Annotated in this window: 11 protein-coding genes; 8 read left to right on the top strand and 3 right to left on the bottom strand. The window is 71.2% G+C overall.

The window, feature by feature from the left end:
- The first annotated feature begins 103 nt into the window (after window positions 1-103).
- The 5 genes from VD659_RS02520 to VD659_RS02540 all read left to right on the top strand — a co-directional run bounded on the left by VD659_RS02520 (window position 104) and on the right by VD659_RS02540 (window position 5,879).
- On the top strand, window positions 104-1,207 hold the full coding sequence (locus VD659_RS02520; RefSeq protein WP_423259565.1) for a BMP family lipoprotein: 1,104 nt from the start codon (window positions 104-106) through the stop codon (window positions 1,205-1,207).
- Between the two features lie 81 nt (window positions 1,208-1,288).
- Window positions 1,289-2,227: a nucleoside hydrolase gene (locus tag VD659_RS02525; protein ID WP_423259566.1), complete on the top strand. Its 939-nt coding sequence runs from the start codon at window positions 1,289-1,291 to the stop codon at window positions 2,225-2,227.
- A 13-nt stretch (window positions 2,228-2,240) separates the two neighbouring features.
- Window positions 2,241-3,785: an amidohydrolase family protein gene (locus VD659_RS02530; protein WP_423259567.1), complete on the top strand. Its 1,545-nt coding sequence runs from the start codon at window positions 2,241-2,243 to the stop codon at window positions 3,783-3,785.
- Window positions 3,786-3,881: 96 nt separating this feature from the next.
- A complete protein-coding gene (locus tag VD659_RS02535) occupies window positions 3,882-4,298 on the top strand; it encodes a Fur family transcriptional regulator (protein WP_423259568.1) in 417 nt (138 codons plus the stop codon).
- A 51-nt stretch (window positions 4,299-4,349) separates the two neighbouring features.
- Window positions 4,350-5,879: a catalase gene (locus tag VD659_RS02540; protein WP_423259569.1), complete on the top strand. Its 1,530-nt coding sequence runs from the start codon at window positions 4,350-4,352 to the stop codon at window positions 5,877-5,879.
- Between the two features lie 61 nt (window positions 5,880-5,940).
- Here VD659_RS02540 and VD659_RS02545 read toward each other — a convergent pair whose 3' ends face one another.
- Window positions 5,941-6,162, bottom strand: a complete 222-nt coding sequence (locus tag VD659_RS02545) for a hypothetical protein (RefSeq protein WP_423259570.1) — start codon at window positions 6,160-6,162, stop codon at window positions 5,941-5,943.
- A 187-nt stretch (window positions 6,163-6,349) separates the two neighbouring features.
- Between VD659_RS02545 and VD659_RS02550 the strand changes: the two genes are divergently transcribed.
- The gene (locus VD659_RS02550) at window positions 6,350-7,441 is read left to right on the top strand and encodes an ice-binding family protein (RefSeq protein ID WP_423259571.1); all 1,092 of its coding nucleotides are present in this window, start codon (window positions 6,350-6,352) and stop codon (window positions 7,439-7,441) included.
- A gap of 75 nt (window positions 7,442-7,516) precedes the next feature.
- Here the strand turns inward: VD659_RS02550 and VD659_RS02555 are convergent, their stop codons facing one another.
- Window positions 7,517-7,954 carry a DUF3151 domain-containing protein gene (locus VD659_RS02555; RefSeq protein ID WP_423259572.1) on the bottom strand — a complete coding sequence of 146 codons (438 nt, stop codon included), beginning with the start codon at window positions 7,952-7,954 and terminating at the stop codon, window positions 7,517-7,519.
- A 77-nt stretch (window positions 7,955-8,031) separates the two neighbouring features.
- On the opposite strand from VD659_RS02555, the gene VD659_RS02560 reads away from it, so the two are divergent.
- Window positions 8,032-8,889: a siderophore-interacting protein gene (locus tag VD659_RS02560; RefSeq protein WP_423259573.1), complete on the top strand. Its 858-nt coding sequence runs from the start codon at window positions 8,032-8,034 to the stop codon at window positions 8,887-8,889.
- Here VD659_RS02560 and VD659_RS02565 read toward each other — a convergent pair.
- A complete protein-coding gene (locus VD659_RS02565) occupies window positions 8,886-11,321 on the bottom strand; it encodes a phosphoketolase family protein (protein WP_423259574.1) in 2,436 nt (811 codons plus the stop codon). The genes VD659_RS02560 and VD659_RS02565 overlap by 4 nt on opposite strands.
- 322 nt (window positions 11,322-11,643) lie before the next feature.
- On the opposite strand from VD659_RS02565, the gene VD659_RS02570 reads away from it, so the two are divergent.
- On the top strand, window positions 11,644-14,229 hold the full coding sequence (locus VD659_RS02570; protein WP_423259575.1) for a cell wall-binding repeat-containing protein: 2,586 nt from the start codon (window positions 11,644-11,646) through the stop codon (window positions 14,227-14,229).
- The last annotated feature ends 75 nt before the right edge of the window (window positions 14,230-14,304 follow it).

Consider the following 14,304-nt stretch of genomic DNA (forward strand, 5'->3'; position numbering starts at 1 on the left):
CACCAGGTTCCACCAGCACCACGCATCACCCGCACCCGCACCCGCACCCGCACCCGCACCATCCACCCCCTCCCCCGCACCACCCGACCACGACAGGAGCATCATGAACGTCCCTCCCACCTCCACCCGCACCCGGCGCGTCGCCGCCGCCACCGCCCTGGTGCTCGCCGGCGGCCTCACCCTCGCGAGCTGCGCGTCGGCACCGAGCGACACGACCGGCTCCACGGCCGGCTCCACGGCCGCCGCGAACGGGTTCCTCCCCTGCATCGTCAGCGACCAGGGCGGCTTCAACGACCAGTCGTTCAACCAGCTCGGCCTGCAGGGCATCACCGACGCGGCGAAGACCCTGGGCGTGAAGCACATCGACGTCCAGTCCGCGAGCGAGAGCGACTACGCGCCCAACATCGCGAGCCTCATCGACCAGGGCTGCACGACCGTCGTCACCATGGGCTATCTGCTCGCCTCGGCCACCAAGGAGGCGGCGGCCGCGAACCCCGACGTGCACTTCATCATGGTGGACGACACCTCCATCTCGGCCCCGAACGTGAAGGGCGTGGCTTGGGACACCGGGCAGGCCGGGTTCCTCGTGGGCTACGCCTCGGCGAGCTACTCCAAGGCCGGCAAGGTGGGCACCTACGGCGGCGCGAAGATCCCGCCCGTCACGCTCTACATGGACGGCTTCGCCCGCGGCGTCGAGTACTACAACGCGCAGAAGGGCGCCGACGTGCAGGTGATCGGCTGGAACCCCGACACCCAGGAGGGCCAGTTCACCGGCAACTTCAGCGACATCAACGCGGCGAAGGTGGTGTCCCAGGGCATCCTCGACCAGGGCGCCGACATCATCGTCCCCGTCGGCGGCCCGATCTACCAGGGTGCCGCGCAGGCCATCCGTGAGGCGACCCGCCCGATCGCCCTCGTGGGCGTCGACACCGACATGTACGTGAGCGACCCGCAGTACGACGACATCTGGTTCACCTCGATCGCCCGCGACATGCCCAAGTCGATCTCCGAGGTCATCCAGGCCTCGGCCGGCGGCACCTTCGACAACACCACCTACGTCGGCACGCTCGACAACGGCGGCGTGCTGATGAGCCCGTTCCACGACTTCGCCTCGAAGGTCGATCCGGCGCTCCAGGGTGAACTCGACACCATCAAGGCCGGCATCATCGCCGGTTCCATCACCATCGAGACGCCCTCGGCGCCCTGACCAGGCCTCGCCGGCGCCGGGGACCGAGTCTCCGGCGCCGGCGCCCCCGTCCCCCTCCTCCCGACACAGAAAGGCGTCAGGATGCGCGACCTCATCTGCATCACCGACCCCGGCCAGGAACAGGCCGTCGCCCTCTGGACGATCCTCGCCTCACCCGAGGAGTTCCGGATGCTCGCCGTCGTCGCGAGCGCCGGCAACACCAGCCTCGACAACACCGTGCGCAACGTGTTCGCCGTGCTCGAGCTCGCCGGCGCGACGGAGGTGCCGGTGCACCGCGGTGTGGCGCAGCCCCTTCTGCGTCCCCTCGTCACGGCCGCGCACGTGCACGGCGAGACGGGGCTCGACGGCTACGACTTCCCGCCTGTGCAGGGCGAGGCCGAGAGCGAGACCGGCGTCGCCGCGATCATCCGCCTCTGCCGCGCCGCCCCGCCGCGCTCGGTGACGATCGCACAGTTCTCGAGCATGACGACGCTCGCCGTCGCCCTCACCGAAGCGCCCGACATCGCCGACCACATCGACGAAGTCGTGATGATGGCCGGTGCCTACTTCGAGGTCGGCAACATCACTCCGGCCGCCGAGTTCAACATCTACGTCGACCCGCACGCGGCCGCCATCGTGCTGGAGTCCGGCATCCCCCTCGTCATGCTGCCGCTGGACGTCACCCATCAGTTGCGGAACACGCGCGAACGCCTCGACGCCTTCTCGGCCCTCGGCACGGAGTGCGGTCGCGCGGTCGACGCCCTCCTCACCTTCTCGGAGACCTTCGATCTCGCCAAGTACGGCTGGGAGGGCGCTCCCCTGCACGGCCCGGTTGTGCCGCTCTACCTGCTGCGGCCCGAGCTGTTCCGGTGCCGGCTGATCAATGCGCGCGTCGAGACGGGCAGCGAGCTGACCATGGGGATGCTCGTGGCCGACTACTGGCAGATCACGGAGCTTCCCCGCAACGTGCTCTACGCGCGGGATGTCGACGCCGACGCGTTCTACGCCGAACTCACCTCCCGCATCGCCCGGCTGCGTTAGGGGCGGCGACACCATGGCGACCCTCTGGAACAACGCCCTCATCATCGCGATGGACGAGCGGCACGGCGCCCGACCCTTCCGCGGCGACCTGCTCGTCGACGGCACGGACATCGTGTCGGTCACCGACCGCGACGCTCGCCGTCCGGCCGGAGCTCCGACCGGGACTCCGGATGACGACCTCACCGTCATCGACGCCACCGGGCTCCTGCTCACCCCGGGCCTCGTCAACGCGCACACGCACTCCTGGGAGATCCTGCTCCGCGGCACCAGCGCCCCGCTGCCGCTCGAGATGTGGACTCTGCTCAGCTATCCGCCCGCCGACGCCCCACCGGCATCCGACCGCCTGGTCTACCTCCGCACGATGGTGGCCGCGATCGAGTCGCTCCGCGGCGGGGCGACCACCGTTCTCGACGACGTGGGCGAGGTTCCGGCGGTGACCGCGGAGTCGCTCGCCCAGGTGATGCGGGCCTACGACGACGCCGGGCTCCGGGCCACCTGTGCGGCCTCGGTGGTGGATGTGCCGCTGGTCGACCGGCTCCCGTTCGCCGACGAGGTGCTGCCGGCCGGGATCCTCGCGGCCAGTCGCGCCGCCCTTCCGCCGTCGGGCGAGATCGAGAGCGCCTACCGCGCCCTGACGGCCGACGCGCGACGGCTGGCGGAGACCCGCCCGCGCATCCGGTTCGCGCCCTCCCCGAGCGCCCCGCAGCGCGTGAACGACGGCCTCCTCACCCGCATCGCGGCCGACGCCGCCCGGAACGGCGAGATCATGCACACGCATCTGCTCGAGACACGGATGCAGGAGGTGCTCGCGCGCGGCCGGTACCACGGGCGCACCGTGGTGGAGCATCTCGCCGACCTGGGTGTGCTCGGCGTACTCGGCGCGAGCCTCACCGCGGCGCACGGCGTCTGGCTCACCGCGGGCGATCTGCACCTGCTCGCCCACTCGGGCGCCACGGTGGTGCACAACCCGCTCTCGAACCTCAAGCTGGGCTCGGGGCTTCTCGGCTGGCGCGCCCTGCACGACGCCGGCGTGCGGGTGGCGCTCGGCACCGACGGCGCCTCGAGCAACGACTCGCTGAGCATGCTCGAGGTGCTGAAGTCTGCCGCCCTGCTGCACACGATCACCGAACCCGACTACCGGCGCTGGCCGCTCGTGTCGGAGGTGCTGCACGCCGCCACCGTCGCCGGGGCGCGCGCCGCCGGCTGGGGCGACCGCGCCGGATCCCTCGGCCCGGGACGAGCCGCCGACCTGCTGGTGTTCGACCTCACCGCCACGACCGCCTTCACGCCGCTCAACGACGCCGCCCAGCAGCTCGTGTTCGCCGAGAACGGCAGCTCGCTGCACGAGGTCTGGGTCGACGGCCGCCGCGTGCTGCAGGACGGGCGCTCCACCCTCCTCGACGAGCGGATGCTGCTGGCCGAGTTCCGCCTCGAGGCCGCCGCGTATCTCGAGGCCGCACTCCCCCGCTGGCGCGCCCGCCAGGCGGGTGCGGAACCCTACCTCCGCGAGGCGTACCTGCGGGCGGTCGCCGTGCCGCAGAACGACGAACTGCTCTGATCGCGGGCCGGATGCGGGCCGCCCGGAGCAGCTCGCGAATCGCCCGGGTGACCGGGCTTATTGTGAATTGTTCGTAATAACGACTAGCGTCGGAGGATGACGCCCGAGCCCGCCGAGAGCATCCGAACCGCCGGGCTCCGGGTGACCGCGCAGCGGCTCGCGGTGCTCGAGGCCCTCGACGGGATGCCGCACGCCGACACCGAGGCGGTACATCGGGCCGTCCGCCGCACGTTGCCCGACATCACGCTGCAGTCGGTGTACGTGGTGCTCGGCGCACTCACCGAGGCGGGTCTCATCCGCCGCATCGAGCCGGCCGGCTCGCCCGCACTCTACGAGCGCCGCATCGGCGACAACCACCACCACGCGATCTGCTCCCGCTGCGGCGCCGTGCAGGACGTCGACTGCGTGGTCGGGCACGCGCCCTGCCTGCACCCCTCCGACGCGGCCGGCTTCGCCATCCAGACCGCCGAGGTCACCTTCTGGGGGCTCTGCCCGGCCTGCCAGAACGCCTGAGACCCATCCGACCAGAAGCACGCACACGAAACCGAGGAGACAGACACGAGCATGACCGACTACACCACCACGAACTCCGGCGCCCCCGTCGCGAGCGACGACCACTCGCAGAGCGTCGGCGCCGACGGCGTCATCCCCCTGCACGACCACTACCTGGTCGAAAAGCTCGCCCAGTTCAACCGCGAGAAGGTGCCGGAGCGCATCGTGCACGCCAAGGGCGGCGGCGCCTTCGGCACCCTCGAGATCACCGACGACGTGTCGGCCTACACCCGCGCAGCGCTCTTCCAGCCCGGCGTGACCACCGAGGCGCTCGCGCGCTTCTCCACCGTCGCGGGCGAGCAGGGCTCGCCCGACACCTGGCGCGACCCCCGCGGCTTCGCCCTGAAGTTCTACACCACCGAGGGCAACTACGACCTGGTCGGCAACAACACCCCGGTGTTCTTCATCCGCGACGGCATCAAGTTCCCCGACTTCATCCACTCGCAGAAGCGCCTGCCGGGTTCGCACCTGCGCAACAACGACATGCAGTGGGACTTCTGGTCGCTCAGCCCCGAGAGCGCCCACCAGGTGACGTGGCTGATGGGCGACCGCGGGCTGCCGGCATCCTGGCGCCACATGGACGGCTTCGGCTCGCACACCTACCAGTGGATCAACGCCGCGGGTGAGCGATTCTGGGTGAAGTACCACTTCAAGACCAACCAGGGCATCGAGATCCTCAGCCAGGAACAGGCCAACCAGATCGCCGGGGAGGACGCCGACTTCCACATCCGCGACCTCGGCGAGGCGATCGACCGCGGCGACTTCCCGAGCTGGACCCTGTCGGTGCAGATCATGCCCTACGAGGACGCGAAGAGCTACCGCTTCAACCCCTTCGACCTCACGAAGGTGTGGCCGCACGGCGACTACCCGCTGCACCGCGTCGGCACCCTCACGCTCGACCGCAACCCGCAGAACTACTTCGCCGAGATCGAGCAGGCCACCTTCGCGCCGTCGAACTTCGTTCCCGGCATCGCGGCGTCGCCCGACAAGATGCTGCTGGCCCGCATCTTCAGCTACGCGGATGCGCACCGCTACCGCGTGGGCACGAACCACGCGCAGCTGCCGGTGAACGCGCCGCACGCGGCCGAGGTGCACAGCTACTCGAAGGACGGCGCCTCCCGTTACGCCTTCAACCCGCCGTCGACGCCGGTGTACGCCCCGAACTCGGTGGGCGGCCCCGCGGCCTCCGCCGAGGCCGCGGGCGACACCCCCGGCTGGCAGAACGACGGCGAGCTGCAGCGCACCGCCGCCACCCTGCACGCCGAGGACGACGACTTCGGTCAGGCCGGCACGCTCGTGCGCGAGGTGCTCGACGACGCCGCGCGGGAGCGTCTGGTGAACAACATCGCCGGGCACGTCGGGCAGGTGACGGTGTCCGAGATCAAGGCGCGCGCCATCCAGTACTGGAAGAACGTCGACCAGACGCTCGGCGAGCGCGTGGAGGCCATCGTCTCCGCCGGCGGCATCGACGCGGCGGCGGCCCCGCCGAACGCCGCGGGCCTGAACCGCGAGGGCGAAGCGGACGTCACACTCACCGTCTGAGCCGCGTGTTCCGCAACACCGGCGCCGGGTCGTCCTCCTCGGAGGGCGGCCCGGTTCGTCGTCAGCCGGCCGTGGCGTCGCGGGTGCGCAGCTCGGCGTCGATCATCGGCTGCAGCCACTCGAAGCGCAGGGCGAGAGCGCCGTCGGGCGCCATGGCCGGGTCGGTCGCCAGCGCCGAGACCCGCACCGACAGGCTCTCGAGCTCGGCCGTGCTGAGCTCCGGCAAGCGGAGATCTTCGTGACCGGCCGAGAGCGCGAGCCTCGACAATTCCCCCTCGTGCATCCGAACCTCCACGTGCCTGTTCAGGCTGACTCATCGTCTGGGAGTCGGTCCACTTGGTGTGCAGGCTAACACCTGAGCCTGCCAATGTGCCGATCAGCATAGTTAACGCGCGCGCCTGCGCGTACGGTTAGACAGACTCGCACCTTGTGAGAGCGGCTCCGTGCAACGGAGATTCAGGGGGGCTTTCATGCAAAGCCACAACAACAACCCGAACCGTCGACGATCCATCACTGTCCGGCTGGGTGCCGGAACCGTGACCGGTATCGCCGCGTTCGCCATCGTGGCGCTGGCAGCGCCGCCCGCCGGAGCCATCGGCACCACCGTGGGTCTCGGCACAGCCGCGGCCTACTCGGTGCTCGGTGGCCAGGCCGTCACCAATACGGGCCCGAGCGTGCTCTCGCGCGGAATCGGAGTGAGTCCGGGGTCCGCCATCAGCGGCTTCCCGCCCGGCATCGTGCTCGGCGCGAGCCACTCCGCCGACGCGGCCGCTCTGCAGGCCCAAAGCGATCTCACCACCGCCTACAACGCCGCGGCCGGACAGGCCAGCGACGCGAGCGTGGCCGGCGACCTCGGGGGCCTCACACTGACGCCGGGCGTCTACACCGCAGCGAGCTCGATCGGCCTCACCGGCCCGCTGACCCTGGATGCGCAGGGCGACCCGAACGCGGTGTTCGTCTTCCAGATCGGCTCGGCCCTCACCACAGCCACCTCGTCGAGCGTCGTGCCCCTCAACGGCGCCCGCAGCTGCAACGTGTTCTGGCAGATCGGCAGCACGGCCACGCTCGGCACGGGAACCTCGTTCGTGGGCACCATCATGGCGCTCACCTCGATCTCGCTCGACAGCGGAGCCACCGTCGACGGCCGCGCCCTCGCGCGGAACGGGGCGGTGACGCTGCAGAACAACGTGTTCACCGGCAGCGACTGCGCCACCACACCGCCGACCAGCCCGCCACCCACCACCACGCCGACGACGCCGCCCACCACGGGGCCCGGCGGCGGCGGATCGGGTGGCGGCGGAACCGGCGGCTCCGGAACCGGTGGCGACACCAGCGGAACCGTTGGCGACACCGGCGGCTCCTCCGTCCCGGCGGGCTCGACCGGCATCGGCCTCACCGGCTCCTCCTCGGGTACCGGTAGCGGTGGCGGAACAGGCACTCTCGCCGCGACCGGGGCTCCGGATGCGCGCCTGCCGCTCGCCGCGACCGCCGCGACCCTGCTGCTCGGCTCGGCCCTGCTGCTCGCCGTCCGGCGACGCCGCACGGCCTCCCGCCCGCACTAGAGCACGCTCTGAGGGCCCGGCCGGGGCAGCACGCCCTGGCCGGGCCTTCGGCGTCCGGCGGGCGCTCGGGGAGCGCTAGCGGCCGCCCGCCTCGATGGCGGGGATGGCGGCGGGGTCGGCGCCCTCGAGGAACTCGGTGAGGCGCACCACCTCGGCGCTCTCGCCGATGCCCTCGGCGGCCCGGCGCAGCATGTAGAGCGCGAGAAGCACGCCGTGGTTGCCCTCGTGCGACCACGGCACCGGGCCCTGGCCGCGCCAGCCCGCCTTGCGGAGGGCGTCGAGGCCGCGGTGATAGCCCACGCGCGCGTAGGCGTACGACGCGACGATCTCGCCGCGGTACCAGGCACGGTCGGCCAGGGTGGCCCAGGCGAGCGAGGAGGTGGGGAAGTCCTTCACCGTGGCCTCGAGCACCTCGTCGACGTCGAAGCCGATGGCGCGGGAGAGAGCCTCCTTCACCTCCGGCTCGTCGGGCAGAAGGGTTTCCGGGAGTCCGAGGAGATTCGTGCTGCTCATGCTCCGATCGTACGGCCACCCGGCGCCGCACCCCACCTCAGGCAACGGTGCGACCCGTGGGTTAGGCTGCCCTCACCATGACGACCAACCTCACCCGTCCCACCCGGCCGCAGACCACCGTGCAGGTGATCGAACGGCAGAGCCTCAGCCCGCACCTCGTGCGGCTCGTGCTGGGCGGCGGCGACTTCGACGGCCCCGCCTTCGACGCCGTGGCCGGCAGCCCCTTCACCGACAGGTACGTGAAGCTCTTCTTCGCCAAGCCCGAGCTCGGTCTCGAGCCGCCCTACGACCTGGAGGCGCTCCGGGAGACCCTCGACCCGGCCGACCTCCCGGTGACCCGCACCTACACCGTGCGCTCGGTCGACACGGTGGCCCGCACCATCTCGCTCGACTTCGTGGTGCACGGCGACGAGGGGCTCGCCGCGCCCTGGGCGCGCTCCGCCGAGCCCGGCGACCGCATCACCTTCCGCGGCCCGGGCGGCGCCTACGCCCCCGACGCGGACGCCGACTGGCACCTCTTCGCCGGCGACCTCTCCGCGCTCCCGGCCATCGCCTCCGCCCTCGAGGCCTTGCCCGCCCACGCCACCGGCCTCGCGTTCGTCACCGTCGAGAACGACGACGACGTCATCCCGCTCGACGCCCCCGAGGGCGTCACCGTGAACTGGCTCGTCCGCGACGCGGCGGATGCCGCCGAGGGCCCCGACCCCACCGGAGACCTCGCGAGAGCCCTGGCCGAGGAGCCCTGGCCCGAAGGCCGCCCCCAGATCTTCGCCCACGGCGAGCGCGAGTCGATGAAGGCCCTGCGCGCCCTGTTCTCCGCCCGCGGCGTCGCCCGCGACCAGCTCTCCCTCTCGGGCTACTGGGCCCTCGGGCGCACCGAGGACCGCTTCCAGGCGGAGAAGCGCGAGCCGATCGGGAGGATCGAGCCGGTCTAGCGGGCGTTGTCGTCGCCCGTGTCGGCCGCGGCAGCAGCATCCGTTCCCCCGGGGGCGAAGGGGAGGCCGGCGCTGCCGACGACGTCGGGCATGTCTTCGCCGTGGGCCCGGGTGTACGCCCGGTGGGCGACGCGCTCGTCGTCCATCCGCTGCGAGAGCCCGGCGTAGGCCACGCGGAGCGCCGGTACCCGGTTGACGACGTCCATCACGAGCCGGAACCGGTCGAGGTCGTTGAGCATCAGCATGTCGAACGGCGTGGTCGTGGTGCCCATCTCCTTGAAGCCGCGCACGTGGATGTTCGCGTGGTTCGTGCGCCGGTAGGTCAGCCGGTGGATGAGCGAGGGGTAGCCGTGGAACGCGAAGATCACCGGCTTGTCCCGGGTGAACACCGCATCGAAGTCGTCCGAATCGAGGCCGTGCGGATGCTCCGAGCTGTCCTGCAGGCGCATCAGGTCGACCACGTTGACGAAGCGCACCGCGAGCGACGGGATCTCGCGCGCGAGGATCTGCACCGCCGCCATCGCCTCGACCGTCGGGATGTCGCCCGCGCACGCCACCACCACGTCCGGCTCCGACCCCTCCCGCTCGGTCCCGGCCCACTCCCACACGCTGAGCCCGCGCGCGCCGTGCGCCCGCGCCTCGTCGAGCGAGAGCAGGGTGGCGGTCGGCTGCTTGCCGGCCACGATCACGTTCACATAGTCGCGCGTGCCGAAGCAGTGCTCGGCGGTCACCAGCAGGGTGTTCGCGTCCGGCGGCAGATACACCCGCACGACGCTCGCCTTCTTGTTCACCACGTGGTCGAGGAAGCCCGGGTCCTGGTGCGAGAAGCCGTTGTGGTCCTGCCGCCAGACGTGGGAGGACAGCAGATAGGTGAACGAGGCCACCGGCCGCCGCCACTCCACGTGGGCGCTGGACTCGAGCCACTTCGCGTACTGGTTGAACATCGAGTCGACGATGTGGATGAAGGCCTCGTAGGAGGTGAACAGCCCGTGCCGCCCCGTGAGCAGGTAGCCCTCCAGCAGCCCCTGCGCGAGGTTCTCGTTGAGCACCTCGATCACCCGGCCCTCGTGCGCGAGGTGCTCATCGGTGGCGAGCACCTCGCCCTGCCAGGCCTTGGCCGTGACCTCGTAGACGTCGTCGAGGCGGTTCGACGCCACCTCGTCGGGCCCGAAGATGCGGAAGTTGTCGGGGTTCAGGGCGATGAGGTCGCGAAGCCAGCGGCCGAGCATCCGGGTGGGTTCCACCACGGCGCCCCGCTCCGCCGAGACGTCGACCGCGTGCGGTTCGAGCGGCGGGAGCGAGAGCGAACGCAGCAGCAGCCCGCCGTTCGCGTGCGGGTTGGCGCTCATCCGCAGCTCTCCGTCGGGGCGGTTGGCGTCGAGCCACGGGACGGGCCGGCCGGCGTCGTCGAACAGCTCCTCGGGCCGGTAGCTCCGCATCCACTCCTCGAGCTGCGCCAGGTGCGCGGGGTTGTCGCGCACGCCCGAGAGCGGCACCTGGTGCGCCCGCCAGGTGTTCTCCACCGGCAGGCCGTCGACCACCTTCGGGCCCGTCCAGCCCTTGGGGGTCTTGAGCACGATCATCGGCCAGGCCGGGCGCTCGGTGACGGGATGCTCGGGGCGGCGCGCCGCATCCTGGATCACCTCGATGTCGTCGAGAGCCGCGGCGAGCGCGGCGGCGAATCGCTCGTGCACGAGCATCGGGTCCTCCCCGTCGAAACCGCCCGCGACGATGCGCGGCGAGTAGCCGTAGCCGGTGAAGAGGGCGAGCAGCTCGCGCTCCGGGATGCGCGCGAGCAGCGTGGGGTTCGCGATCTTGTAGCCGTTGAGGTTGAGGATCGGCAGCACCGCGCCGTCCGTGGCCGGGTTGAGGAACTTGTTCAGGTGCCAGCTCGCTGCGAGCGTGGCGGTCTCGGCCTCGCCGTCGCCCACCACGCAGGCCGTGACGAGCGAGGGGGTGTCGAGCACGGCCCCGTAGGCGTGCACGAGCGAGTAGCCGAGCTCGCCGCCCTCGTTGATGGAGCCGGGCGTCTCGGGAGCCGCGTGCGAGGGGATGCCGCCGGGGAATGAGAACTGGCGGAACAGCCGCTGCATGCCGGTGCCGTCGAGCGGGATGGTGTGGAACAGCTCCGAGTAGGTGCCGTCGAGCCAGGCGTTGGCCACCACGCCGGGGCCGCCGTGGCCGGGCCCGGCGATGTAGACCACGTTCGTGGAGCGTTCGACGATGAGCTTGTTGAGGTGCGCCCACACCAGGTTGAGAGCCGGCGTGGTGCCCCAGTGCCCGAGCAGGCGCGGCTTCACGTCGTCGACGGTGAGCGGATGCTGCAGCAGCGCGTCGCCCTGCAGGTAGATCTGCCCCACGGAGAGGTAGTTGGCCGCACGCCACCAGGCGTCGACGGCGGCGAGTGGAACCGAACCCGATGTGGTCGTCATGGGCTCAGCATAGGTAGGCGGGTGGCGCGCGCCTAGGGCCTAAGGGCCCGCGCGGGGAGTCCATCCGGTGAAGTCCCGACGGCGCCGGTGGCGTCCCGACGGCCGGCGGGACGGTCTGCCCACCCCGACACCCTATGTCCGCCCACGCCCCGCCGCGGTGCGGAAAACCGCGCGGTTGCCCGCAAGGAAATCGTGCGGGAAACGACCTGGGCCCAGCATCCGGGCCGCTGCTAACTTCCCCCCAGGAAGTGACTCGACTTCCCTGACCCGGCCAGGCGGATCGCTCGATCGCGCCTGGCGAACCGACTGTAGGGGGTACCTGATGTACGAGAGCGCCGTTGCCACGACCCGAGCCCGCACCGGGCCCTCGCCGCATCCCTCCCGCCTCCGGCGGCTCGCCGTGGCCACCGTGGCCGCCCTCATGGCCTCGTTCGGCGCGGTCGCTGTGCTCGCCGTCGCAGAGCCCGCGCACGCGGCCGGCAACACCGTGGTCTCGCTCACCTTCGACGACGGCAACGCCGACCAGATGGCGGCCGCGTCGACGCTCAACGCGAAGGGCCTCAAGGGCACCTTCTTCATCATCTCCGGCTACGTCGGAGCCCCCGACTACATGACCCAGGCCAACCTCGCGACGCTCTACGCCTCCGGCAACGAGATCGCCGGCCACACCGTCCACCACCCCGACCTCACGACACTCAGTGCCGACGACGTGAAGCGCGAGATCTGCAACGACCGGGTGAACCTCACCAACTGGGGCTACCCCATCACCGACTTCGCGTATCCCTTCGCCTCCTCCAACGCCGCCGTCGAGCAGGCCGTCGCGGATTGCGGCTACAACAGCGCCCGCTCGCTCGGCGACCTGAAGACCCCGCCCGGCTCCGGATGCCCGGACTGCGGCGTCGCCGAGACCATCCCGCCGGCCGACCCGTTCATGACGGTCGCCGCCGACCAGGTCGACAGCACGTGGGACCTCGCCGCCCTGGAGTCCCGCGTCACGCAGGCCGCGGCGGTCGACCACGGCTGGGTGCAGTTCACCTTCCACCACATCTGTGCCACCACGTGCGACACGAGTCCGGCGAACGCCACCATCGACGCCGCCCTGTTCGACCAGTTCACCACCTGGCTCGCCGACTGGCAGACCGCCGGCAACGGCACCGTGCAGACCGTGAACCAGGTCGTCGGCGGAGCCGTGAAGCCCCTCGTGCAGGGCCCGCCCCTCACCCCGCCTCCGGGCCCGGGCGTGAACGGCGTGCAGAACCCGAGCCTGGAGACCCCCGGCACCGTCACGAACATCCCGCAGTGCTGGTGGGGATCGAGCTTCGGCACGAACACCCCGACGTTCACCACGGTCACACCGGGGCACACGGGAGCGACGGCGTCGAAGGTCACCATGACGAATTACGTGAGCGGCGATGCGAAGCTGCTCGCCCTGTTCGATGAATCCGGATGCTCACCCAGCGTGACACCGGGCGCCACCTACTCCTTGAGAGCGTTCTACATGTCGACGGCGAACACCCAGTTCGCCATCTACACCCGCAACACCGTGGGCGTGTGGAGCTACTGGACCTCGAGCCCGCTGTTCCCGCCCGCGAGCATCTACACGCAGGCGGACTTCACCACTCCCGCCATCCCCGTCGACATCACGGGCATCAGCTTCGGCCTCAACATCACCGCGAACGGCGAGCTGACCACCGACGACTACGCGATGTACGACAGCAACGGCGCCCCGCTGCTCGCGCTCAGCCCCGTGGCTCCGACGGTGGCGGGCACGGCTCAGGTGGGCCAACTGCTCACCGCGACCGTCGCACCCTGGGCCCCGGCGCCGGTGACGCTGACCTACCAGTGGTCCGCCGGAGGCACGGCGATCGCCGGAGCAACCGGTCTCACCTACACCCCGGTCGCCGCCGACGTCGGCAAGACCATCACCTTCACGGCCTCGGGCACGAAGACAGGCTACGATCCGCTCTCGGCGACCTCCGCGCCCACGGCGGCGGTGATCGCCCCGGACGCGACCGTCTTCCGCTTCGGCGGGGCCGACCGCTACGCGGTCTCGGCCGCGGTCTCGGCGAGCACCTTCTCGCCCGGCGTCGCCGTGGCCTACGTCGCCTCCGGAGCCGTCTTCCCCGACGCGCTCTCCGGGTCGGCGGCCGCCGGCAAGCTCGGCGGACCGGTGCTGCTGGTCTCGAAGGACGGCATCCCCTCGGTCATCGCCACCGAGCTCGCCCGCCTGATGCCGCACAAGATCGTGGTGCTCGGCGGAACCAACACGGTGTCGGATGCCGTGCTGACCGCCCTGCAGGCCACCGCGCCCACCACGAGGATCGGCGGCGCCGACCGCTTCGCGGTCTCGGCGGCGGTCTCGGCCGACGCGTTCTCGCCGAACGTGCCGGTGGCCTACGTCGCCTCCGGAGCCGTCTTCCCCGACGCGCTCTCCGGGTCGGCGGCCGCCGGCAAGCTCGGCGGTCCCGTGCTTCTGGTCTCGAAGGATGGCGTGCCGGCGACGGTCGCCACCGAGCTGCACCGGCTGAACCCCGCGAAGATCGTGGTGCTGGGCGGCACGGCCACCGTGTCGGACGCGGTGAAGGCGCAGCTGCAGAGCATCGCCCCCACCTCGCGGATCGCGGGCGCCGATCGCTACGAGGTCTCCGCGGCGGTCTCGGCGGCCACCTTCTCGCCGGGCGTGCCCTACGTCTACATCGCCTCCGGAGCCGTCTTCCCCGACGCCCTCTCCGGATCGGCCGCCGCGATCGTGAAGGGCGGCCCCGTGCTACTCGTCACGGCCGACAGCATCCCGGCCGCCGTCGCGGCCGAACTGAACCGGCTGAACCCGGCGAAGATCGTGGTGCTGGGCGGCCCGAACACGGTGTCGGATGCGCTCTACGCGACCCTGCAGGGCTACATCGGCTGAGGCACCGCACAGCACCGGGTCACGTCCGCACCGCGCGGCCCGACCGAACCGGCCCCGCTCTGGGAGAATCCTGGG

It is taken from the genome of Herbiconiux sp. 11R-BC (genome assembly GCF_049472555.1).
Taxonomy (GTDB): Bacteria; Actinomycetota; Actinomycetes; order Actinomycetales; family Microbacteriaceae; genus Herbiconiux.

Excerpts from the sequence above, each read along its gene's own strand:
- VD659_RS02570 (WP_423259575.1), top strand. The coding sequence starts at position 11,644 with ATGTACGAGAGCGCCGTTGCCACGACCCGAGCCCGCACCGGGCCCTCG.
- VD659_RS02540 (WP_423259569.1), top strand. The coding sequence starts at position 4,350 with ATGACCGACTACACCACCACGAACTCCGGCGCCCCCGTCGCGAGCGAC.
- VD659_RS02545 (WP_423259570.1), bottom strand. The coding sequence starts at position 6,162 with ATGCACGAGGGGGAATTGTCGAGGCTCGCGCTCTCGGCCGGTCACGAA.
- VD659_RS02560 (WP_423259573.1), top strand. The coding sequence starts at position 8,032 with ATGACGACCAACCTCACCCGTCCCACCCGGCCGCAGACCACCGTGCAG.
- VD659_RS02555 (WP_423259572.1), bottom strand. The coding sequence starts at position 7,954 with ATGAGCAGCACGAATCTCCTCGGACTCCCGGAAACCCTTCTGCCCGAC.
- VD659_RS02550 (WP_423259571.1), top strand. The coding sequence starts at position 6,350 with ATGCAAAGCCACAACAACAACCCGAACCGTCGACGATCCATCACTGTC.
- VD659_RS02525 (WP_423259566.1), top strand. The coding sequence starts at position 1,289 with ATGCGCGACCTCATCTGCATCACCGACCCCGGCCAGGAACAGGCCGTC.
- VD659_RS02535 (WP_423259568.1), top strand. The coding sequence starts at position 3,882 with ATGACGCCCGAGCCCGCCGAGAGCATCCGAACCGCCGGGCTCCGGGTG.
- VD659_RS02530 (WP_423259567.1), top strand. The coding sequence starts at position 2,241 with ATGGCGACCCTCTGGAACAACGCCCTCATCATCGCGATGGACGAGCGG.
- VD659_RS02520 (WP_423259565.1), top strand. The coding sequence starts at position 104 with ATGAACGTCCCTCCCACCTCCACCCGCACCCGGCGCGTCGCCGCCGCC.
- VD659_RS02565 (WP_423259574.1), bottom strand. The coding sequence starts at position 11,321 with ATGACGACCACATCGGGTTCGGTTCCACTCGCCGCCGTCGACGCCTGG.